Annotated in this window: 21 protein-coding genes and 1 tRNA gene; 6 read left to right on the forward strand and 16 right to left on the reverse strand. The window is 70.8% G+C overall.

From position 1 onward, the window contains the following. Positions 1–765 (reverse strand): NYN domain-containing protein (locus VK923_18210; GenBank protein ID HSJ46617.1); only part of this gene is annotated, 765 nt, incomplete at its 3' end. Positions 766–1,049: 284 nt separating this feature from the next. Here VK923_18210 and VK923_18215 point away from each other — a divergent pair. Next, positions 1,050–1,124 (forward strand) — tRNA-Leu (locus VK923_18215). 212 nt (positions 1,125–1,336) lie between these two features. Here VK923_18215 and VK923_18220 read toward each other — a convergent pair. The 4 genes from VK923_18220 to VK923_18235 form a co-directional block, all read right to left on the reverse strand. After that, positions 1,337–1,612, reverse strand: coding sequence for a sigma factor-like helix-turn-helix DNA-binding protein (locus tag VK923_18220; GenBank protein HSJ46618.1), 276 nt, complete (start codon positions 1,610–1,612; stop codon positions 1,337–1,339). A gap of 84 nt (positions 1,613–1,696) precedes the next feature. Continuing rightward, on the reverse strand, positions 1,697–2,653 hold the full coding sequence (locus VK923_18225) for an NAD-dependent epimerase/dehydratase family protein (protein ID HSJ46619.1): 957 nt from the start codon (positions 2,651–2,653) through the stop codon (positions 1,697–1,699). 79 nt (positions 2,654–2,732) lie between these two features. After that, a complete protein-coding gene (gene rsrA / locus VK923_18230) occupies positions 2,733–2,954 on the reverse strand; it encodes a mycothiol system anti-sigma-R factor (protein ID HSJ46620.1) in 222 nt (73 codons plus the stop codon). A gap of 2 nt (positions 2,955–2,956) precedes the next feature. Further along, positions 2,957–3,577, reverse strand: a complete 621-nt coding sequence (locus tag VK923_18235) for a sigma-70 family RNA polymerase sigma factor (protein ID HSJ46621.1) — start codon at positions 3,575–3,577, stop codon at positions 2,957–2,959. Between the two features lie 179 nt (positions 3,578–3,756). On the opposite strand from VK923_18235, the gene VK923_18240 reads away from it, so the two are divergent. From VK923_18240 to VK923_18260, 5 genes are all read left to right on the forward strand, one after another. After that, complete coding sequence (locus VK923_18240; GenBank protein ID HSJ46622.1) at positions 3,757–4,632, forward strand: hypothetical protein; 876 nt, start codon at positions 3,757–3,759, stop codon at positions 4,630–4,632. Beyond that, a complete protein-coding gene (locus tag VK923_18245) occupies positions 4,629–4,997 on the forward strand; it encodes an Rv3235 family protein (GenBank protein ID HSJ46623.1) in 369 nt (122 codons plus the stop codon). Before VK923_18240 ends, VK923_18245 begins: the two co-directional genes overlap by 4 nt. Positions 4,998–5,035: 38 nt before the next feature. Continuing rightward, positions 5,036–6,142 (forward strand): peptidoglycan DD-metalloendopeptidase family protein, encoded by a 1,107-nt coding sequence (locus VK923_18250; protein ID HSJ46624.1) that lies wholly within the window; start codon positions 5,036–5,038, stop codon positions 6,140–6,142. A 189-nt stretch (positions 6,143–6,331) separates the two neighbouring features. Continuing rightward, entirely contained in the window at positions 6,332–7,252 is a 921-nt protein-coding gene (locus VK923_18255) for an NUDIX hydrolase (GenBank protein HSJ46625.1), read from the forward strand. Positions 7,253–7,294: 42 nt separating this feature from the next. Further along, positions 7,295–8,212, forward strand: a complete 918-nt coding sequence (locus VK923_18260; protein HSJ46626.1) for a haloalkane dehalogenase — start codon at positions 7,295–7,297, stop codon at positions 8,210–8,212. An 87-nt stretch (positions 8,213–8,299) separates the two neighbouring features. Here the strand turns inward: VK923_18260 and VK923_18265 are convergent, their stop codons facing one another. The 11 genes from VK923_18265 to VK923_18315 form a co-directional block, all read right to left on the reverse strand. After that, positions 8,300–9,544: an aminotransferase class V-fold PLP-dependent enzyme gene (locus tag VK923_18265; protein HSJ46627.1), complete on the reverse strand. Its 1,245-nt coding sequence runs from the start codon at positions 9,542–9,544 to the stop codon at positions 8,300–8,302. Between the two features lie 33 nt (positions 9,545–9,577). Further along, on the reverse strand, positions 9,578–12,388 hold the full coding sequence (gene secA / locus VK923_18270) for a preprotein translocase subunit SecA (GenBank protein ID HSJ46628.1): 2,811 nt from the start codon (positions 12,386–12,388) through the stop codon (positions 9,578–9,580). Positions 12,389–12,587: 199 nt separating this feature from the next. Next, positions 12,588–13,295, reverse strand: coding sequence for a response regulator transcription factor (locus VK923_18275; protein HSJ46629.1), 708 nt, complete (start codon positions 13,293–13,295; stop codon positions 12,588–12,590). Between the two features lie 160 nt (positions 13,296–13,455). Then, positions 13,456–14,172: a hypothetical protein gene (locus VK923_18280; protein ID HSJ46630.1), complete on the reverse strand. Its 717-nt coding sequence runs from the start codon at positions 14,170–14,172 to the stop codon at positions 13,456–13,458. A 63-nt stretch (positions 14,173–14,235) separates the two neighbouring features. Beyond that, positions 14,236–15,075, reverse strand: coding sequence for an ATP phosphoribosyltransferase (gene hisG, locus VK923_18285; protein ID HSJ46631.1), 840 nt, complete (start codon positions 15,073–15,075; stop codon positions 14,236–14,238). Between the two features lie 11 nt (positions 15,076–15,086). Continuing rightward, entirely contained in the window at positions 15,087–15,422 is a 336-nt protein-coding gene (gene hisE / locus VK923_18290; GenBank protein HSJ46632.1) for a phosphoribosyl-ATP diphosphatase, read from the reverse strand. A 168-nt stretch (positions 15,423–15,590) separates the two neighbouring features. Continuing rightward, positions 15,591–16,637: a bifunctional phosphoglucose/phosphomannose isomerase gene (locus tag VK923_18295; protein HSJ46633.1), complete on the reverse strand. Its 1,047-nt coding sequence runs from the start codon at positions 16,635–16,637 to the stop codon at positions 15,591–15,593. Between the two features lie 20 nt (positions 16,638–16,657). Continuing rightward, on the reverse strand, positions 16,658–16,843 hold the full coding sequence (locus VK923_18300; GenBank protein ID HSJ46634.1) for a Trm112 family protein: 186 nt from the start codon (positions 16,841–16,843) through the stop codon (positions 16,658–16,660). Positions 16,844–16,905: 62 nt separating this feature from the next. Next, a complete protein-coding gene (locus VK923_18305) occupies positions 16,906–18,255 on the reverse strand; it encodes a hypothetical protein (GenBank protein HSJ46635.1) in 1,350 nt (449 codons plus the stop codon). A 22-nt stretch (positions 18,256–18,277) separates the two neighbouring features. Continuing rightward, complete coding sequence (locus tag VK923_18310; protein HSJ46636.1) at positions 18,278–18,934, reverse strand: DUF3499 family protein; 657 nt, start codon at positions 18,932–18,934, stop codon at positions 18,278–18,280. A 62-nt stretch (positions 18,935–18,996) separates the two neighbouring features. Further along, positions 18,997–20,511, reverse strand: a complete 1,515-nt coding sequence (locus VK923_18315) for a DUF5719 family protein (GenBank protein ID HSJ46637.1) — start codon at positions 20,509–20,511, stop codon at positions 18,997–18,999. Positions 20,512–20,520: the final 9 nt, after the last annotated feature.

The raw sequence follows: 20,520 nt of genomic DNA on the forward strand, positions 1-20,520 counted from the left end.
GCCGAAGTCCGCCTCGCTGAAGGTCGGGTCCTTGCGCAGCATCGCCCGTTTGAGCGTCGATGACAGCACCGGTCCGGTCGTCGAGCGGTTCAGGCCCGCCAGCGTCTGGGTGATCTGGCGCGACAGGGTCTCGATGTCGCCACGTTCGCGGGCGTCGTCCTCGCCGTCGGCCTCGCCGTTGATGTCCGCAACCGCAGGCGTCGTCGTCGGGGTCGGCTGCGTGCGGCCCCGTGCGCCGCCACCACGCGCGCCACGCCGGCTGCTTCTCGGCTTGCCGCCACGGCCGGGGGTGACGCCCTCGAGGGACTCGTAGAAGAGGAACTCGTCGCAGGCGGCGGGCAGCAGCTTGGAGGTCGACGCCTCGAGGCCGACGCCGATCACGCGGCGGTTGAGCTCGCGCAGCTTGCCGACCAGCGGGGTGAAGTCGCTGTCGCCCGTGCAGATCACGAAGGTGGTGATGTAGTCGCGCTCAAAGCACAGCTCGATCGCGTCGACCGCCATCTTGATGTCGGCCGCGTTCTTTCGGATCGCGTCCATCCGCTGCGGGATCTCGATCAGCTCGACGTGGTGGCGCGTGAGCATCCGTCGGTCGTCGTCGAAGTAGGACCAGTCCGCGTACGCCCTCCGCACGACCACGCGACCGCGCTCGGCCAGGGCGTCCGACACCGGCCCCAGGTCGAACGTCGTGTGCAGGTCCTCGCGCGCACCGATCGCCAGGTTCTCGTAGTCGATCAGTAGTGCGATGCGTTCTTCGTCGGTGGTCACGCCTTCTCCTCTGGGCGGCCGGTGCGCGCCGCTGTGGACTGGGCGCGAGTCGGTGAGGCGCAGCCCGGCTGCGCGGCGAGGCTACGAGCGTACAACCACACGTCGCATGAGGCGCACATGGCCCGCCCAGGAGGGACAGATGCCGTTCGGCCGAGCCGTTCCACCAGCCGTGTGCTGGAACCGGGACCCGCACCGTCTCCTGGCGCCTCGCCGGCGACCGGCGCCCGATCCCCCGATCGACGTAGGATCTGGTGTGTCCGTCCGTGTGCACCGGCGCACGGCCGGGGGGCGTAGCCCAACTGGCAGAGGCACCCGGCTTAAAACCGGGTTCAGTGTGGGTTCGAGTCCCACCGCCCCTACGACCCGCCACGGCCCCCGCCGGAGGCTCCCGCCGAGGCCGTCGTGGCGCGTCAGCCCGCAAGCCCGAGCCCTCGAGCCCGTCGATCGCGTGACAGGAACCAGGTCATCTGCACGCGGGACGTCGCGTCGTCGCGCGGCACGTGTTCGTCTCGGTCGTTTCGACCAGATCAGTCCGCGCCGCGTGGGTCGGCTGGACGAGCCCGCTTTGGCGCTACAGGAAGCGCTGGAGTTTCTTGATGGGCACGACCTCGCGGATCCGCGAGAACGCCCGCTCCTCGATCCGCTTGACCTCATGGATCGTCAGGCCCAGGCGCTCGGCCGTCTCCCCGGGCTTCGCGGGGGTGCCGTCGACCAGACCCATACGGAGCTCGACCACCTGGCGCTCGATGTCGGGCAGGCGGCGCAGGACGCCGTCCAGCCTGCTGCGCAGCGCGTCGTCGGCGTCGTCGCCGGTGTGTCCGCGAGGGGTTCGGGGGGTGTTGGCCATCGTGATGCCATGCTACGCGCCTCGGCGCGATCGTCGACCGGGTCCGACCCTCATCCACGCAGGTCACAGGCGGTCGGGTGCTCCTCAACGGCCGGGATGCTGCTTGAGCCACTCCAGCGTGGACGCCAGCCCCTCAGCGAGCTCGGTCCACGGCCGCCACTCCAGCGCCCGTCCCGCTCGTCGCACGTCCAGCGCGATGCGCGCGACCTCGCCGGGTCGAGCCGGGGCCCGGTAGGGCTCCTGGTCGTAGCCGGTCAGCTCCACGAGCAGGGCGAACAGCTCGTTGACGCTGACCTGCCGGCCGGTGCCGATGTTGCAGCGCAGCCGCGACCCGCGCTGCATGGCCAACATCAGCGCCTGCACGACGTCGTCGATGTAGACGAAGTCGCGCGTCTGCGTCCCGCCGCCGTAGATGGTCACGCCGTGCCCGGCCAGCATCCGGGCACCGAAGATCGACACCACGCCCGTCTCACCGTCGGGACTCTGCCGCGGGCCGTACACGTTGCCCAGCGCCAGCGACGTCCAGTCGAGCCCATACAGGGCCTCGTAGACGTGCAGGTACTCCTCGGCCGCGCGGTTCGACGCGCCGTACGGCGACGCGGGATGGCCGTCGAAATCCTCCGCGACAGGAAGGACGTCGGCGGGTGGCTCGCCGTAGATCGTGCCGCCCGACGAGGTGAACACGACCTTGCGGGTCCCGGCCGCGCGGCACGCTTCCAGCAGGCGGATCGTGCCGAGGACGTTGACGGTCGCGTCATGGGCGGGGTCGTCCACGCTGTGGTGGATGCCCGTGTGCGCCGCCAGGTGGAAGACCACCTCCGGCTTGGCGTGGATGATGAGCGGCGCCGAGGACGGGTCGACCAGGTCGCAACGCTGGAAGCGAAGGTGGCGCTCGGGGGTCCGGCGTACGTGCTCGAGGTTGTCCATGCGCCCGCTCGACAGGTCGTCGAGCACGAGCACGTCATGGCCCGCCAGCACCAGCCGGTCGACGAGATGGGAGCCGACGAACCCGGCGCCACCCGTCACCAGGACCGACGTCATGGCGTCACCTCCACATCAGCGCCGGCGCTGGGCGGTCGGTCCACCGCGGCGGGCGCCGCCGGCCGGTCACGAACACTGCTCAGCGCAGCTGGTTCCGCACACGCTCGAGCAGGTCGGGTGGCGCGGTATCCCGGCAGTGACGCGCGACCAGGTCCCGCAGCGCGCGTTCGAAGTCGGATCGGGAAAGGCATGGGGGGCAGTCTGCCAAATGATCGGCGATGACCACCGCCAGCTGGTCTGAGCACTCGCCGTCGAGGTACCGCTCCAGGTCGTCGAGGACCTCACGACAGCCGTCTGCCATCGTCAGCCTCCAGTCTCGTCGTCATTGACCAGGCCGCGTTCCACGGCATAGCTGTACAACGCGCGCTGGAGCCGGGATCTTCCCCGATGCAGGCGACTCATCACGGTTCCGATCGGCGTGCCCATGATCTCGGCGATCTCGGCGTAGCTGAAGCCCTCCACGTCGGCCAGGTACACCGCGATGCGGTACTGCTCGGGCAGGTCGGCCATCGCCTGCTTGACCTCGTCGTCGGTCAGGCCCTCGAGGACCGCCTGCTCCGCCGCGCGCTCGGTCGTCTCGCTGATGCGGTCGTACAACGAGAAGTCAGGGTCGGCGTCAGCGCTGACCTCCTCCGGCCGGCGCTGGCGGCGCCGGTACCGGTTGATGTAGCTGTTGGTGAGGATCCGGTACAGCCACGCCTTGAGGTTGGTGCCCTGTCGGAACTGGTGGAACTTGTCGTACGCCTTGGCGTAGGTCTCCTGCACCAGGTCGTCCGCGTCGGCCGGGTTGCGCGTGTAGCGCAAGGCCGCCGAGTACAGCTGGTCGAGGTACGGAAGGGCGTCGCGCACGAAGATCTCACGGCGCTCCGCGTCGGTGAGCACGCGGCGGACGAGCGTGTCGTCGCCGTCACTGTCCGCGCTCATGCGGCATGCCCGGCGCTACGGCTGCAGGAGGCTCGCGACGTCTGCCTGCCGCTGCTTGACGCACCCATGCGGTCCCCTTGCGCGGGCCTGTCGCCCGTGGTGGCGACAGGCGGTGGCGGCTGCGCAGTCTAGTCCACAACCCGCATCATATACTTCATGTATTTCCATATCATGCGGTCATGCACCGTGATAACGAAGACGACGCCGCCAACGATCTGCGGCGGTGGCTCGGCGAGGACAACACGTCCCCATCGGCCGGCCACGACGGCATGGAGGACCTGTCACACCGGTGGACCGCGCCGCGGCTGGCACTCGCCCTGCTCGTGCTGGCACCGTGGGTCGTCCTCGGCGTGCTGGCGCTGACCGGTGCGCGCGGCCCGGCGTCGACCGGACGGCCGGACGACGCAGGTCCGGCGGGTCACGCGACCGACGACTCCGACGGTCCGGCCCGTGCGCCGATGGCCGGGTCCACATCACCGCCATCCGCGCCGGAGACGCGCGGGCATCGCGCCGATGCCGCGACGCCCACAGAGGCTGTCACGGCCTCCGGCGGGGTCCCTGCCGCCGTCGGGCCGATGGCAGTGCGGCTGGTCCGGGATGCGGTCACCCGCACCGGCGCCCGGAGCATGGCCCTCGACGCCGCCGTCGTCGAGGCCGCAGAGGCGCTGGCGGCCGACACGTGGGCGGTCCGCGTGCACGCGGTCATCCTGCGTGGCGACCGGCGCAGATGGCGCGCGGCGACGCACGAGGTGTGGGCGGCCCCGGTCGGCCTGCGCGAGGGCCGCGTGGTCGGCCTGGACCAGCCCTGGCGCGTCGCAACGATCGACGGCGGCATCGCGCCGACGACCTGGGACCGTGCCGATGTCGACACCGCTGCGGTGCGTGGCGCGCTCGACGACGCCGGCATCAGCCACGGCGATGACCCCGTCGTGCACCAGCACCCGAAGCTGCCGTCGATCGTGCGCGTGACGACGAGCGGCGACCGCCACGTGTGGGTGCGCCTGACGCCGCAGCCCGTCGTGGTCGGGCACGGGGACGGGCGGCCCGACCGGTGACCGCGCAGCCACGGCACGCGGCCCTGTCGGCGGCGCGCAGGATCGTGACGATGCTCAACGAGGTCGAGGCTGGGCTACGACCTGCACGGCTGCTGTGCCCGCTGTTCGCCGTGCACCTGCGAAGCGCCATCCGGCGCACGCGTCCCCATCCGGGACCGGTGGCGGGCGTGCACCGCCTGGCCGTCGCATCCATGGTTGACGGCGCCTACGAGGTCGTCGCTGTCTGCCGCCGCGGTGACCGGTTCGGCGCGGTCGGCATGCGCCTGTCCCGCGCCGACAACGGGGCGTGGCTGGTCACCGACGTCGCGCATCCCACCATTCGGCCGGGATCGCGTCCGCCCCTGTCCGACCCGCCGGGTCCGTGATCGAGAACCACCGACGGTCGTCGCTACCATCCTGGCCGATGCGCACATCGCCACTGCGCACCCATCTGTTGCGCGCGTTGTCCATGGCGGCTCTCACCATGATGGTGACGTCCGTCTCGTTCGCCGCGCCCCGGGCCACCCCCCGGGCACAGGCGGCCGAGTCCTGTGACGAGGGCGGGGGCGGCGGCAAGCCCAAGGACGAGCGGGCGCTGAAGGAGGCCTCGGCCGAGCGACAGAAGATCCAGGAGGACCTCGACAAGCTGCTCAACACGGGCGAGGTGCTCAAGGCGCGCATCCAGGAGACCGACGCCGAGCACGAGACGCTGGTCAAGCGGCAGCGCAGGTTCGACAGGCAGGCGGGCGCGGCCCACTCGGAGCTGGCCAGCCGCGTGCGCCGTTCGTACATGCTACGCAACGCCGACCCCGTCCTGACGATGCTCTCGGCCACCGACGCGGAGGGCGTCGTCGAGCAGAGCCGGGTCCTGGGCATGCTGGCCGAAGGCAGCCGCGAGCACGTCGAGCGCGTCAGCAGCGCCGCACGCCGCAACCGTGCCGCCGCGGAGCAGGCCGAGCAGGTCGCCGAGCAGCTGGCGCAGATGCAACAGGACTACGGCAAGGTCAAAGACAAGGCCCGGGGGCTGCTCGAGCAGGCCAGGGAGCAGGAGGCCAGGCTGTCGGCAGAGGTCGCGCTGCAGCGGGCCGCGAACGGCAGTGGCTGCCCGCTGCCTCCCGGCGTGGTCTCCGGTGGTCTGGCGTGCCCCGTCGACCAGCCGCGCAGCTTCACGGACACCTACGGCGCGCCGCGGTCCGGTGGACGCTCGCACCTTGGCGTCGACATCCTCGCACCGATCGGCACACCACAGCGCGCCTACGAGGATGGCGTGATCACCCGCATGCATTCGAACTCACTTGGCGGCATCTCGCTGTACCTGCGCGGCGACAGCGGCAACGAGTACTACTACACGCACCTATCGGGTTACGTGTCCGACCTTTCGGTCGGCCAGCGCGTGAGCGCGGGCCAGCACATCTCGTTCACGGGAGACACGGGCAACGCCGCCGGCATCCCCCACCTCCACTGGGAGGTCCGTCCCGGCGGCGGGGGCAACGTCAACCCGTACCCCTACGCGCGCGCCGCCTGCGGCTGATGACCCTGCCCCGCGGGTGTGGCCGGCGGCGCAGGCGGTGACGATGTCACCATGGATCCCGTCCCACCCGCCGGTCGGCGCTCGCGTTCGCCAGCCCATCCCCACCCGCCGCCTCGCTGGCGCTCGCCCTCGCCAGCCGATCCCCACCCACTGGCTCGCTGGCGCTCGCCCTCGCCTCTGGACCCGACGATGCGCGGCGTCCTTGCGCGTCATCTCCCAGGGGACGGCGTGGTCGTCGTGCCCGAGGGGATGGACCTGCCGATCGCCGACGACTGCCGCCGTGCGGTGGATCCGGCGACCCTGCGGCCCGGATCAACCGCCGCCGTGGTCCTCGTCGACGACGAGCTGTCACGGGCCGGCGACCACGCCGAGGAACTGATCGACACGCTCGGTGCCGCGCTCGAGCCCGGCGGTGTGCTCGTTGCGACCGTGCGCAACCGCATCCACGCCGAGGCCGCTCGCGAGCCGCTCGATGGGCTGCGCGGCTACTCGGCCAACGAGGCGGCGGCGCTCGTGGCGCACCGCGGCTTCGACCTGGAGCTGCTGTGTGCCCCGGGTGCGGCGGCGCGAGTGCGGGGCGACGACGTGTTCGACCTCGACGCCGACCGTCGACCCGGGCTGCTCGACGCCGCCCCCACACTGCTGCTGGCCGCGCGGGCGCCGAGCTCGCCGGAGGAGCGCGGTCGGATCTTCCTCACCAGCCGGCCGCGGAAGATCGCCGCCGCGGCCGTCCTGTGCCGAGATCCGGCGGGTCGGCTGCTGGTCGTCTACGACCGCTTCAAGCGCAGCTGGACGATCCCCGGCGGTGTCGTCGACGCCGACGAGGATCCCGCGGCGGCGGCCGTGCGTGAGGCGTGGGAGGAGGCCGGGACCAAGGTCGACTCCGATCAACTGCTCGGTGTGTTCGTCTCACGCTGGCCCGACCGCCTGATCTTCGTGTTCACGGGCACGCCCGTCGAGGTCGTCGAGCACCCTCAGCCGCGGCATCCGCACGAGATCGGCGCGGTGGCCTGGCTGCCGCTGGACCGGGCGTTGGACCGCCTCGCACCGGCTGCGGCGTTCAAGGTGCGCAAGTGCCTGGACCAACCCGGCTACACGTGGGTGCAGTGAGGGCCGCCTGACCGCCCCGACGCACGACGGGAACCGAGGACCATGCAGATCCTGCGCACCCCCGAGGCCCGCTTCGCCGTCGTCGACGGACTGGATCACACGCTCGGGAACGTGACGGTCAGCGCGCCCGACGTGGGTGCGCCGGATGCCCTGCAGATGGCCTACGTCGACGAGGGACCTCCCGAGGCTCCCCCGGTCGTGCTGGTGCACGGTGAGCCCACGTGGTCGTTCCTGTACCGCCACATGATCGGGCCGCTGGTCGACGCCGGTCTGCGCGCGGTTGTGCCCGACCTCATCGGCTTCGGCCGCTCGGACAAGCCGCGGGCCATCGCCGACCACACCTACGCACGGCACGTCGCGTGGACGTGGAGACTCGTCGAGGCGTTGGACCTCGACACCATGACGTGGGTGGGCCAGGACTGGGGCGGGCTGATCGGGCTGCGACTGTTGGCGGCGCACCCGGAGCGCTTCGCGTGCTTCGTGGCCGCGAACACGGCGCTGCCGAGCGGCGACCAGAACATGCCTGAGGTGTGGCACGCGTTCCGACGCACCGTCAACACCGCCACCGACCTCGACATCGCACGCCTCGTCCAGGCCGGCACGCAGCGCCGCCTGTCCGACGCGGAGCGCGCCGCGTACGACGCGCCGTTCCCCGACGAGTCGTACAAGGCCGGCCCCCGGGCGATGCCCGAGATGGTCCCCTACCGTCCCGACCACCCCGCCGCTGAGGACAACCGCCGTGCGTGGAAGCGACTGACCGGGCTCGACGTCCCGGTCGTCACGGCGTTCAGCGACGGCGATCCGATCATGGCCGGCGTCGACCGCGTCATGCAGCGCGCGTTTCCCGGCGCGCAGGGTCAGCCGCATACGACCATCGTCGGCGCCGGCCACTACCTGCAGGAGGATGCAGGACCACAGCTCGCCGCCGTCGTCGCCGACGCCGTCCTGCGCCACACCTGATCCCGACGCTGCCCGCGCATCCGCAGCGGGAGCGCAGCAGGTCAGCGACGACCGCGCCCCCCCATCCGGTGCGGCCGCAGCACCCGGTCAGGGCACCGGACCCGGGTCGGAGCCGTGGCGACGCACGTCGCCGCGGGCGATGGCGTCAGCGATGCGGCGCATGCCGTCGTGCACGTCGACGAACCGCAGCGCCAGCGGAGACATGCCGAGGCGCAGGATCTCCGTCCCTCGTGCGTCGCCGATCACCCGGTGCCGCGCGACGAGCATCGCACTGACCCGTCGCGCATCCGCACAGCGCACCGCGATGTGACCACCGCGGCGTGCCGGGTCACGCGGCGACGCCAACGTGACCCCGAGGGGACCCAGCCAGGCGTCCACCAGGTCGACCGCGAGCGAGGTCAGCGCCATGCTCTTGGCACGGATCGCGGGCACACCGGCCTCCGTGACGAGCTCCAGCCCCGGCAGCATCGCGGTGGTCGAGAGGACAGGCGGCGTGCCGGTGCTGAAGCGGCCGACGCCCGCCGCCGGACGGTACGTCGGCTCCATCCCGAACGGGTCCGCGTGCCCGAACCAGCCCTGGATCGGGCTGCGCAGGCTGTCCGCGACGTCACCACGGACGTAGCGCCACGACGGCGCGCCGGGACCGCCGTTCAGGTACTTGTAGGTGCATCCCACAGCGAGGTCGACGCCCGCCCCAGCCAGGTCGACCGGCACCACGCCGGCGCTGTGTGACAGGTCCCACAGCGACCATGCCCCACGGCGGCGCACGACCGCGCTGATGGCCGGGAGGTCGTGCAGCAGACCGGTGCGGAAGTCGACGTGCGAGAGCGCGACGAGTCCGACGCGTGGGTCGAGCGCCGCGGCGACATCCTCCGCCGTCGGCGGGCCGTCGAGCAGGCGCAGCACGCCACCTGCGGCCCGGGCAACAGCATCGAGCACGTACAGGTCCGTCGGGAAGTTGCCCGGATCGGTGATGACGTCCGGTCGACCCGGTGTCGCGGCGAGGGCGGCCGACGCGAGCACGTGCAGGCTCACGGTGGTCGTCTCGCCGACCCCGACGTCGGCGGGATCGGCACCCAGGAGCGAGGCGATACGCGCGGCCGCGGCGTCCCCGAGCCCGAGCCAGTGCTCGTTCCATCCGCGGATCAGGCGGTCGCGCCACCTGTCCACCTCGACCTGCACGGCGCCGGCGACCGCTCTCGGTTGTGGGCCGAGCGAGTTGCCGTCGAGGTACACGAGCGACGGCTCCCCGGCCGGCCGGTGGAACCGGTCGACGAACGGCGCCAGCGCGTCTAGCGCGTCGAGCCGGGCGGCGTCGTCCCTGGTGGGCACGCCCACGTCAGACCGACCGCGGGCGGCACGGGGTCAGGCGCCGTGGCACTTCTTGTACTTCCGACCGGACCCGCAGGGGCAGGGGTCGTTGCGTCCCACCCGGTCGCCCTTGACCACCGTGCCCTGGATCGCCTGGCGCGCGGCGGCGGCTGACGCGGCACCGCCGGCCGGCGCTGCGGTCGCTGCGGCGCCCGGCGCGACCTGAGGTGAGCGCGCCGAGGTCAGCCGAAGCCTGGCATCGGCCGCCCGGTCGGCCTGAGGCTGCGGTGGCGTGGTCCGCGCAACCATGCTGAAGAAGAACCGCACGGCCTCTTCGCGGACGCGCACCATCAGGACCCGGAACGCTTCGTACGCCTCGCGCTGATACTCGACCAGGGGATCGCGCTGACCCACGGCGCGCAACCCGATGCCCTCACGCAGGTGGTCCATCTCGTACAGGTGCTCGCGCCAGATGCGGTCGACGACGCCGAGGATCGCTCGCCGCTCGACCTGGCGCTGCACGTCCGCCCCGACGCGCTCCTCGCGTTCGGCGTACAGGGTCCGCGCGAGCTCGACCGCGTCCTCGGTCAGGCCGTGGACCGTGAGGAACTCCAGGTCGAACGCCTCGAACATGGCGGCCACGCGCTGCCGGGCGTCGTCGCGCACGTCGTCGTCGGCGTTGGCGTCGATCACGAGCTCGGCGTAGGCGTTCTGCAGGCCCGACAGGTCCCACTCCTCGCTGAACTGCCCCTCATCGGCGAAGTCCTCGACGAGCTGCGTGATCGCATCAGTCAGGAAGTCCTGCGCGACCGCGGCGACGCCCTCGTCGTCGCCTTGGAGAACGCGGCTGCGCTCCTCGTAGACGACCTTGCGCTGCTCGTTCATGACGTCGTCGTACTTGAGGACGTTCTTGCGCAGCTCGAAGTTGCGTGACTCGACCTGGGTCTGCGCGCGGGCGACCGCGCGCGTGACCATCTTGTGCTCGATCGGGATGTCGTCGGGCATCGACAGGCGGTTCATGATCGACTCGACCGCGCTGGCGTTGAACAGCCGCATGAGGTCGTCTTCGAGCGACAGGTAGAAGCGCGACGCGCCCGGGTCGCCCTGCCGCCCGGACCGGCCGCGCAGCTGGTTGTCGATGCGGCGGGACTCGTGGCGCTCGGTACCGAGCACGTACAGGCCGCCCAGCTCGCGGATCCGGTCGCCCTCGGCCTTCGTCTCGGCCGTGAAGCGCTCGAGCTGCTCATCGCGGTAGGCCCTGAACGCCTCGGGATCGATCGGCTCGGCGTCCTCGCGCTCCTGGCCGGGCAGGCCGTTGAACTTCTTGCGGGCCTCGTCGAGCGCGAGCTGCTCGGGGTTGCCGCCCAGCATGATGTCGACACCGCGGCCGGCCATGTTGGTGGCCACGGTGACGGCTTTGATCCGCCCCGCCTGGGCGATGATCGCGGCCTCACGGAAGTGGTTCTTGGCGTTGAGGACCTCGTGAGCGATTCCCCCTCGCGTGAGCAGGGACGACAGCTGCTCGCTCTTCTCGATCGACACCGTGCCGACCAGCACGGGCTGGCCCTCCTCGTAGCGCTGGGCGATGTCGTCGGCCGCGGCCGTATACTTCGCCTCCTCGCTCTTGTAGATGACGTCGACGTGATCGGCGCGTGCGATCGGCCTGTTCGTCGGGACCTCGACCACACCCATGTCGTAGATGTGGGCGAACTCACCTTCCTCGGTCTTGGCCGTGCCCGTCATCCCGGCGAGCTTGTCGTACAGGCGGAAGAAGTTCTGCAGTGTGATCGTCGCCAGCGTCTGGTTCTCCTCCTTGATGGCGACGCCCTCCTTGGCCTCGATGGCCTGGTGCAGCCCCTCCGAGTAGCGGCGGCCGTCGAGGATGCGGCCGGTGAACTCGTCCACGATCTTGACCTCGCCATCGGTCACCATGTACTCGGTGTCGCGGCGGTACAGCTCCTTCGCGCGGATCGCCTGCTGCAGGTGGTGGATGTAGGGCGTGTTGACCGATTCGTAGAGGTTCTCGACGCCGCGGAGCTGCTTTAGCAGCTGCTCGACCTTCTCGGTTCCCTCCTCGGTGACGGCGACGGTCCGTTTGGCCTCGTCGACCTCGTAGTGCTGATCGCGGTGCAGCCGCGGCATGATCTGCTTCGCGAACAGCTCGTAGTCGGCGGTCGCCTGCTCGGCGGGGCCGGAGATGATCAACGGCGTGCGGGCTTCGTCGATCAGGATCGAGTCGACCTCGTCGACGATCGCGTACGCGTGGCCCCGCTGCATCATGTCCTCGGCGCGCAGCACCATGTGGTCGCGGAGGAAGTCGAAGCCGAACTCACTGTTGGTGCCGTAGGTGACGTCGGCGGCGTACGCCAGGCGCTTGTCGTCGCGGCTCTGACCGGCGTAGACGAGGCCGGCCTCGAGCCCGAGAAAGCTGTACACGCGCCCCATCCAGTCGCGGTCGCGAGCGGCCAGGTACGGGTTGACCGTCACGACGTGAACACCAGTGCCGGCCAGGGCGTTGAGGTAGACCGGCATGGTCGAGGTCAACGTCTTGCCCTCCCCCGTGCGCATCTCGGCGATGTCACCGTCGTGCAGCACGAAGCCGCCGAGGACCTGGACGGGGAAGGGGAACTGGCCGAGCACGCGACGGCCGGCCTCGCGCACGACGGCGAACGCCTCGTAGGCGATGTCGTCGAGGTCCTCACCGTCGGCCAGCCTGGAGCGGAACACGTCGGTCTGTGCCCGCAGCTCGGCGTCGGACATGGCCTCGGGCACGTAGCGCTCCTCGAGCGCCTCGACCTCGCCGACCTGCCTCCACAGCTCCTTGAGGCGACGGCCCTCGCCCATGCGCAGCAGCTTGTTGAACATCGGAATGGAACCTTCGCAACGGAAGATCCCAGTGTAGGACCCGCCGTTCCCCGCGGGATGTGCCACGGCAGACAAGTCGGCCCGCGGCCGCCCGGGCACTCGCGCCGCTCAGATCGCAGGCTCTGTCAGGCGCGAGCAGGGAGCGCGAGCGCCTCGCGAAGCTTCCTGGTCGTGAGGAGCGCGGCGTCAGCCGCGGGACTCAGGTGATCTCCAGCAGCTTCTCGCGGACCGCGTACACCACGGCCTCCATGCGTGAGTGCAGGTGCAGCTTCTCGAGGATGTTGCGCACGTGGTTCTTGACCGTGTTCTCCGAGATGAACAGCTCGCGCGCGATGTCGCGGTTGTTCATGCCTTTGGCGACGTGGGTCAGGACCTCCATCTCGCGGTTGGTCAACCGCGGTGCGGAGCGCTCCTGCTCCTCGGAGTCCTTGCGGGCCATCGCGGCGAACTCGGCGAGCAGCTTGGTCGCCATCGGCGGAGACAGCATCGACTGGCCGGCGTGGACGTTGCGCACGGCGTCGGCGACCTCGTCGATCGAGATCTCCTTCAGCAGGTAGCCGTTTGCACCTGCCTTGATCGCCTCGTAGAGGTCGTCCTCGTCGTCGCTGATCGTGAGCATCACGATCTTGGCGTCGGGCAGATGCTCCTTGATGGCGCGCGTCGCGTCGATCCCCGAGACCCGGGGCATGCGGACGTCCATGAGGATGAGGTCGGGGGCCAGCTCGATGGCCAGGTCGACGGCAGCCCGGCCGTCGTCGGCCTCGGCGATGACGGTGATGTCGTCCTCGCTGGCCAGCACCATCTCGAGCCCGCGGCGGAACACCGCGTGGTCGTCAGCGACGAGAATCCTGATGTTCTCGCTTGTCTCCGCCTCGGCCATGCGGTCAACCACCTCGGTCAAGACCATCAGCTGCAGTGCACTGTGACTAGCCTGCCATACGGCCGTTGGTCCATGTGAACCAGTTACACGTCATTTGTAGAACGGCTACCAAGAGTAGCAATATCGGGCTTGACCCGCCGTTCTGTTCACGCATCGTAGACATGTGTCGCGCAATGGACGGCGCGGGTCACGGCGAAGCCGTCACGGCCGCCAGCGTCACCACCAGCACGCGGTCGGCCCCGGCGTCCGCGAGGGCGCCTGCAGCCGCTGCCGCCGTGCCTCCGGTCGTCCGCACGTCGTCCACCAGGACTACGTGCGGTGGCACACTCTGGCGATGCCGGAAGTCACCCCGTCGCGCGATACGACGCTGCCGTGCCGACAGCGTGGTCTGGTCGCTGGACTGGCGCGTCCGGCGCAGGAGGTCCAGAGCCGTTGGGCCCGCGAGCAGGCGCGGGATGTCGGCGCCGCGCTGGCGCAGCCGGCCCGGCGTCGACGGTACCCAGGTCCGCGGCCACGTCGTGACCGGCGGGACCACCACGCCCAGCTCGGCCCACATCAGCCGTCCGAGGTGCACCGCCGCGCGGTGGCGACCCGGGGTCTTGACGTCGCGGATGGCACGCGCGATGACCCCGTCATAGCGGAACGCGGCGATCGCCAGCACGGCCGGAGCCAGTCGCACCGGCGCACCGTCGGGCAGCCGCAGCGGCACGGCCGCGCGTCCGCAGGGCGCGCACAGCCCCGCTGCGACGTCACCACAGGCGGCGCAGCGCTCGGGCAGCACAGGATCCAGCAGGCCACGGAGCATGCGGTGCACGCTGCGCGCGCCGCGGCCATCACGCCATCCCCTCGCCTGCCGCCCTGTGGATGACGTCCCCGCGTCGAGGCGGATGACCTCGCGGCGCACGACGGACACGTCTCAGCATGTGCCTCGAGTGCCTGAGGTGTCCGCGGCCGGGGGGGACGGTTGTCAGAGGATCGCCTGGGGCGACACTGCGACGATGCCCGATGCCCCCAACGCCCGCAGGTCGCCGAGGCGCTCCCACAGCTCGTCCGCGCCGACGACGAAGTGGACCGCGACCAGATCGGTCCTGCCCGCCAGCGGCAGCACGGTCGGCGAGGCGAGACCAGGGAACAGGTGGCGCAGCTTGTCGACCTGCGCAAGCTCGACGTGCAGCATCACGTAGCGGTGCCTGCCGGCCGCCATCGCCGCGCCGAGCCGCAGCGCCATGTCGGCCAGCACCGGGCTGTCGGTCCGGCGTACGAACTGCGCCTCGCATCCGGCGATGACCTCGAGTACCCGCAGACGGTTGCGTGCCAGGCTGGCGCCCGTCTCGCGGAGATCGACGATGGCATCGGCGATTCCTGCCGCGCACACGCCCTCGAGCGATCCGCCGAGCTCGAGCACCGTGGCGTCGACGCCCCGTCGTGCGAAGAACCGCCGCGTCAGGTTCGGCAGGTGGGTGGCGACGGCGCAGCCTGCGAGATCGTCGGCCGTGACCCGGCCATCGTCGTCGCGGCTGGCGAGGACCAGGTCAGAGCGTGCGAACCCGAGCGGCAGCGTCTCGAGCTCCCCGAGCTTGTGCTCCTCGACGAGATCGGTCGCGATGAACGCCGCGTCGACCTGGCCGGCAGCCAGCGCCCGGGCGGCGTCGCGCGAGCGCATCTCGATGAACGACAGGTCCTCGATCCGCGCGATCGACTCGCTGCCGTGCAGCATGGACGTGGCGTACCCGGCGTGGCTGAGCAGCTCCAACGTGCGGGTCCGCAGCCGGCCCCGTGAGGGGACGGCGATCCAGGGTGGCGTCATGTTCGTATGACCTACTGCTTCTCGTTCGTCGGCGGGTCCTGTGGAGTGTCGGTCGAGGTGAGCATGTCCGGGCCGCGGCGTGTCCCGAGCACGGCGAGAACGTCGGCGAGGTCGACGTCGACCGCGACCAGCCCAGCCAGCAGGTGGAACAGCAGGTCGGCCGCCTCCGCCGTCACGCGGGGCCGATCCACACTGGGCCGCAGCAGCTCGACGCAGACCTCGTACGCCTCCTCGATGATCTTGCGGGAGGCGCGCTCGGGATCCGTGACGAGGGTCATCGAGTACGATCCCGCCGGCGCCTCGACGCGACGAGCGCGAAGCACCTGCTCGAGGGCGTCGAGTGACATGGCCGGTTCCTCAGGGGTCGTCGCGCACACGAGCGACCAGCCTACGTCGTGCCGCGGCAGGGGGGCCGCCGTGGTTGCGCCCCAACGTTTCGAACGCACGGCGGTTGCCCGCCGGTCCGGTCGACGTGCGGTCGGGTGATCCACCGTGCGGTCATGCACAAGGGGTGCTCAGGCGAGGACGGCTTTGAGCCTGTCGATCGCCTCGATGGGGGTCGGGTCCACGCCGCGGGCCAGCGCCGTGTAGACGCTGATGAGGTCGGCATGCATGATCAGTTCGGCCATGCGCGCCAGCGGCTGACCACCGGTCGACGCGACCTCCGCGCACCAGGCGAAGTGCGCGTCGACAACCTCCATCGAGGGCGTGACGCGCTTGGCGACCCGCTCGTGCTCCGCCTCGGGGTCGCGAACGACCAGCAGCGCGCTGCGGGGTGTCAGCTGGGGCAGCCAGTGACCGACGATCGCGTTGTGGTCGGCCTCGGGCAGCTCGGCCGGGTACGCCGGCAGCTTGGCGTTCTCGTTGAGCTGCGACGCGAGGCGCCGCGCGACGACGGCGCCAACCCCCTGGGTCCCCCACACGGCGGCCAGGTCGACCTGCGCGAGCTGCTCGGCGAAGCGCTTAGCGGGGTTGTCGCGCCGCGGGATGTGGCGCCCACAGGCCGCGACGGCGCGGCGCTGGCCGGAGATCGCGTGCTCGAGCTGGTCGCCCAGGCCGAACACGCCGAGCAGCGGTACCAGCATCCAGCCGAGGCTGTGGCGCGGCGGAGCGTTCGCCGGGACCACAGCCAGCGGCCAGCCACGCTCCTCCGCGAGGCTGCCGAGCCTGCCGCCGCTGGTGACCGCCGCGACCGGCGCGCCTCGTGCCTCGGCCTGCGCGACGGCGTCCAGCGTCTCCTCGGTGTTGCCCGAGTGCGAGAGTGCGACGACCTGGGTGGACGGTCCGACGAAGCGTGGCAGCCCGTACCCCTGGTGCACCAGCAGCGGCACCTCGAGCTGCTCCTCCAGCAACGCGGCCAGCAGGTGCCCGACGATGCCGGACCCGCCCATACCGACGATGCAGACCTGTTCGGCGAGGGTCAGATCGACGTCGAGGACCACGCGTCGCGCGTCGTCCCACTGCCATGGCGCGCTCTCGACGTCGGCGAGTGCGTCGCTGAGGTCGATGCGGCTGAAGTGGTCCGGCTCGTCGAGATCGACGCCACCGTCGAGGTCTGTCATCGCCCGCTCCGATCCAAGGATCAGCTGCGGCTGGCCTTCCGCGGAGGCGAGGCCTCTTCCACCAGCATGACCGGGATGTTCTCACGCACCGGATAGTGAAGCTCGCATTGTGTGCAGATGATCACCTTGCGGCGGTCCTTGTACACGATCTCCCCGTGGCACGCCGGGCAGATCAGCAGGTCGATCAGTGACTGGTCCACAGCCATGGAGTCCTCTCCTTGTGCATCTCATGGGCCGCGGGTCGGCCCCCCCGTCCGGCGACGCCGCGCTACGAGAGCACGAGCGAGAGCACCTCGTCGCGCACGGTCGTCATCGTGTCGGTGTCGATGGCCTCGACGTTGAGTCGCAGCAACTGTTCGGTGTTGGACGGCCGCAGGTTGAACCACCACGCGTCCGCCGAGAACGTCAGACCGTCAGCGTAGTCCGCCTCACCGCGGTCGGCGAACGCCCCGGCCACGGTGGCGATGGCGGCCTTCTCGTCAGCCACCTTGCTGTTGATCTCACCCGACTGCACGTAGGTGTCGTACGGCTCCACCAGCTCGGCCAGCGTGCCGCCGTGCATGCTGAGCGCCTCGAGCAACACCAGCGCGGCGATCAGACCGGAGTCGGCGCGGAAGTTCTCGCGGAAGTAGTAGTGGCCGGAGTGCTCACCGCCGAAGATCGCGCCGGTCTCGGCCATCACGGACTTGATGAACGAGTGCCCCACCCTGGTGCGCACGGCGATCCCACCCGCACGGTCGATCGTCTCGGGGACCGTCCGCGAGCAGATCAGGTTGTACAGCACGGTCGCGCCCGGAGCACCCGCCAGCATGCGCTCGGCGATGACCGCTGTGACCAGCGACGGTGAGACCGGGCACCCCTCGCCGTCCACGCAGAACATGCGGTCCGCGTCGCCGTCGAACGCCAGGCCGACATCGCACGACTCGGCGCGCACCAGCCAGCCGAGGTCACGCAGGTTCTCGGGCTCGATCGGACTTGCCGGGTGGTTCGGGAAGGTGCCGTCGAGCTCGAAGTACAGCGGCACCAGCTCAAACGGCAGACCCGCGAACACGGGGGGCACCACGTGGCCGGCCATGCCGTTGCCGGCGTCGACGGCCACCCGCAGCGGACGCAGCGCCGCGGGATCGATGAAGCCGCGCACGTGCTCGGCGAACGGCTCGAGGAGATCGAGCTCGCGGTGGGAGCCACGGCTCGTGGCCGACCCGAGCTCACCCGACGCGACCCGGTCGCGGATCCGCGCCAGCCCGGTGTCGAAGGCGACCGGCTCCGCGCCCGCCCGGCACAGCTTCAGCCCGTTGTAGCCAGCCGGGTTGTGGCTGGCGGTGACCATGATGCCGGGGTGGCCCAGATGGCCCGACGCGTAGTAGAGCAGATCGGTCGAGACGAGCCCCAGATCGATCGTGGTGACACCCTCGGCACGTGCCCCCCGCATCACCGCCTCGGCGATCTCGTCCGAGCTCGTGCGCATGTCCCTGCCGACCAGCAGGTATGGGGCGTCGAACTCGATCGCGGCCGCGCGCCCGATCAGGTAGACGATGTCGGCGTCGAGCTCCTGGGGCACCAGCCCACGGACGTCGTAGGCCTTGACGATGCGGTCGAGGTTGGACAGCGAGGCCATGTCCACAGCGGTCCTGACACACTCAGGCGTCGCGCGTGCGCGTCAACGCGACGACGACCCCGCGCTGCTCCTGCTCGATAGGCATCTGCAGCTGGCCCTCGAGCTCGAAGACCTCCTCCTGCAGCAGCGTCCCGGTCACCGGCTCGTACGGGTGCCCGTCACCGCCGACGGGCTTCGGGTCGACGGCTGCTACCGCGCGCGGGGTCGACGGTTCCGCGTCGTACACCGGCGCCGTGGCGCGCTCGACGCGCGTGTGCGTGCCCCGACCCGCACCGGTCCGCGCCCCGGAGGGCGGGATCAGCCCAAACGCCTCGGCCAGCCGCGGCAACGCCGCCGTCAACGCGGCGTAGCGGTCCATGCGCGGGTCACTGTCAACGGCGTCCGGCGGCGCGGCCACGTCCGGCTCAGGCTCGGGCGGCGGTGTGCGGCGGTCCAGCCGCTCCCACCCCTTCGGCACGATCAGCACGTCGGCGTGGAACGCGCACAGGTCGTAGTACGCAGGATCCTTGTCAGCCGAGAGGTCGACGAGCGACGCCTGCCGGGCGTCGTAGCGGAACGACAACGTCACTGTGGCGGACTGCCGGCAGCCCGCCCGCTGACAGATCCGTTCTGTGGCCGACGGAGCCGGTCCAACGCGGGTTTCATGGAACCAAGCTCCGCGAACTTCGTGATCACTCATCGCGGGCCAACAGTAGACGACACGGCGACGGATCCGTGCGAACTGTCACCACGTCGTCAAGCCTATCGGTCGGGTTGGGCGGGGAAGTCGACCGGACGTGTCTGCAACGTCCTGTCGCGGTGCGGAACGAGGGCGTCCGACGATCCCATCCAGGTGTTTGAAGGCACCAGCGGCAACGTCAACAGGCCCGTGGACCGCGAATCGTCGCTGGAGACGCGCAGCGTGCCGTGGACCGGCTGGTCGGCCGTGACCACGACGGGCGCCCCGCCGTCGTCCACGCCGGCGTCCGCGAACTCCAGCAGCTGCATCTCTCCGGGACCGAGCTCGAGCGCGGACCACGCATCGGGCCCGGTGCCGCCAACGCTGATCGACGCGGTCGCTGCCGCCGTGCCGGGGTTGTACAGCGCAAGCTCGGGCGCGGTGCCCGCCGGGGCGGTCGCCGCGACACCGACGGGGTCGGCCTCATCGACGCCGGCGACCGAGCTGACGGCGGGACCGTCACCGGTCAGGGCCAGGAAGCCGTGGGCGACGAAGCCGACGTCGTTGGTCGAGGTCACCGACAGACCGAAGCTCGGCGACGACGACAGGCCGTCGAGCTCGATGCGATCCGACGACTCCGGACCGACGACGAGCTCCTGCTCCACCGCCTCGCCGGCGACCTGGTCGCTGGCGGTCACCGACAGCCGCGCCGGTCGCTTGTTGGGGTTCAGCACGGTGATCCACGACGTGGTGCGCTCACCCGACGCCGCGTAGGCGAACCCCGCGGACGTGGCATCCGAGGGCATCGCGTGCAGCATCGTGCGGCCATCCGGGGCCGTGGGATCGGTCGACAGCTCTGCGCCCTCGAGCTCGACATCGGGAAGGTCGGGCTGGCCGAAGCGCTGCATGCCCGTCGCGATCACGCGACCGGCGTCGACCTCGACGATGACCCCGAGGTCAGGCTGCTCGGGCTGCAGCTCGTTGAGGTCGACGGCGACGACCTCGCGGGCGGGCACGGACAGGTTCTCGCTCGACACCATGTCCTGACGACCCTCGGGCGTGGCGAACGCGACCCGGGCGACGGCATCGGTCTCGAAGGGGTTGAACAGGTACAGCCGCGCGTTCGACCCGACGACGGTGTTCGCCCCGCTCAGCAGCCACCGGGGTGCCGGGCTCGAGGTGCACGTCGAGCCGAGCCGCTGGTCGTCGTCGGCGGTGACTTCCCACGACGCGGTCACGGGACCACCGTGCCACCGGATCACGGCCCCAGGCGGCCGCTCGCCGCCCGGGATCTCCAGCTCGATCGTCTCCCCGCTTGCCAGCTCGCGCCGCCCGGCCTCGTCGAACGTCGCCTTGCCCTCGGCGATGTTCTGGACGGTCACGCGCGAACGCTCGTCACCGACCGCGGCGACGGTCAGGGTCGCCGTCTCGTCGGCGCGCGCCAGCGGCACGCAGTACCACGCCCCGCTGTCGACGTCGATCTGCTCGGTGAACTCGGCCGTCGGGGCGCTCGGCGCCGCGAGCACCCGGTCCGCCGCGATGGTCGCGGCGATCAGCACCACGAGCACGGTCAATGCGAGGGCGATCTGCCTGCTCATGTCCGTCCC

The organism is Euzebyales bacterium, assembly GCA_035461305.1.
GTDB lineage: Bacteria > Actinomycetota > Nitriliruptoria > Euzebyales > JAHELV01 > JAHELV01.

What these genes read in the sequence shown, in the direction of transcription:
- VK923_18220 (HSJ46618.1), bottom strand. Translation starts at nt 1,612, where the DNA reads ATGGCCAACACCCCCCGAACCCCTCGCGGACACACCGGCGACGACGCC.
- VK923_18225 (HSJ46619.1), bottom strand. Translation starts at nt 2,653, where the DNA reads ATGACGTCGGTCCTGGTGACGGGTGGCGCCGGGTTCGTCGGCTCCCAT.
- rsrA (HSJ46620.1), bottom strand. Translation starts at nt 2,954, where the DNA reads ATGGCAGACGGCTGTCGTGAGGTCCTCGACGACCTGGAGCGGTACCTC.
- VK923_18235 (HSJ46621.1), bottom strand. Translation starts at nt 3,577, where the DNA reads ATGAGCGCGGACAGTGACGGCGACGACACGCTCGTCCGCCGCGTGCTC.
- VK923_18240 (HSJ46622.1), top strand. Translation starts at nt 3,757, where the DNA reads ATGCACCGTGATAACGAAGACGACGCCGCCAACGATCTGCGGCGGTGG.
- VK923_18250 (HSJ46624.1), top strand. Translation starts at nt 5,036, where the DNA reads ATGCGCACATCGCCACTGCGCACCCATCTGTTGCGCGCGTTGTCCATG.
- VK923_18255 (HSJ46625.1), top strand. Translation starts at nt 6,332, where the DNA reads ATGCGCGGCGTCCTTGCGCGTCATCTCCCAGGGGACGGCGTGGTCGTC.
- VK923_18260 (HSJ46626.1), top strand. Translation starts at nt 7,295, where the DNA reads ATGCAGATCCTGCGCACCCCCGAGGCCCGCTTCGCCGTCGTCGACGGA.
- secA (HSJ46628.1), bottom strand. Translation starts at nt 12,388, where the DNA reads ATGTTCAACAAGCTGCTGCGCATGGGCGAGGGCCGTCGCCTCAAGGAG.
- VK923_18275 (HSJ46629.1), bottom strand. Translation starts at nt 13,295, where the DNA reads ATGGTCTTGACCGAGGTGGTTGACCGCATGGCCGAGGCGGAGACAAGC.
- hisG (HSJ46631.1), bottom strand. Translation starts at nt 15,075, where the DNA reads ATGACGCCACCCTGGATCGCCGTCCCCTCACGGGGCCGGCTGCGGACC.
- hisE (HSJ46632.1), bottom strand. Translation starts at nt 15,422, where the DNA reads ATGTCACTCGACGCCCTCGAGCAGGTGCTTCGCGCTCGTCGCGTCGAG.
- VK923_18295 (HSJ46633.1), bottom strand. Translation starts at nt 16,637, where the DNA reads ATGACAGACCTCGACGGTGGCGTCGATCTCGACGAGCCGGACCACTTC.
- VK923_18300 (HSJ46634.1), bottom strand. Translation starts at nt 16,843, where the DNA reads ATGGCTGTGGACCAGTCACTGATCGACCTGCTGATCTGCCCGGCGTGC.
- VK923_18305 (HSJ46635.1), bottom strand. Translation starts at nt 18,255, where the DNA reads ATGGCCTCGCTGTCCAACCTCGACCGCATCGTCAAGGCCTACGACGTC.
- VK923_18310 (HSJ46636.1), bottom strand. Translation starts at nt 18,934, where the DNA reads ATGAGTGATCACGAAGTTCGCGGAGCTTGGTTCCATGAAACCCGCGTT.
- VK923_18315 (HSJ46637.1), bottom strand. Translation starts at nt 20,511, where the DNA reads ATGAGCAGGCAGATCGCCCTCGCATTGACCGTGCTCGTGGTGCTGATC.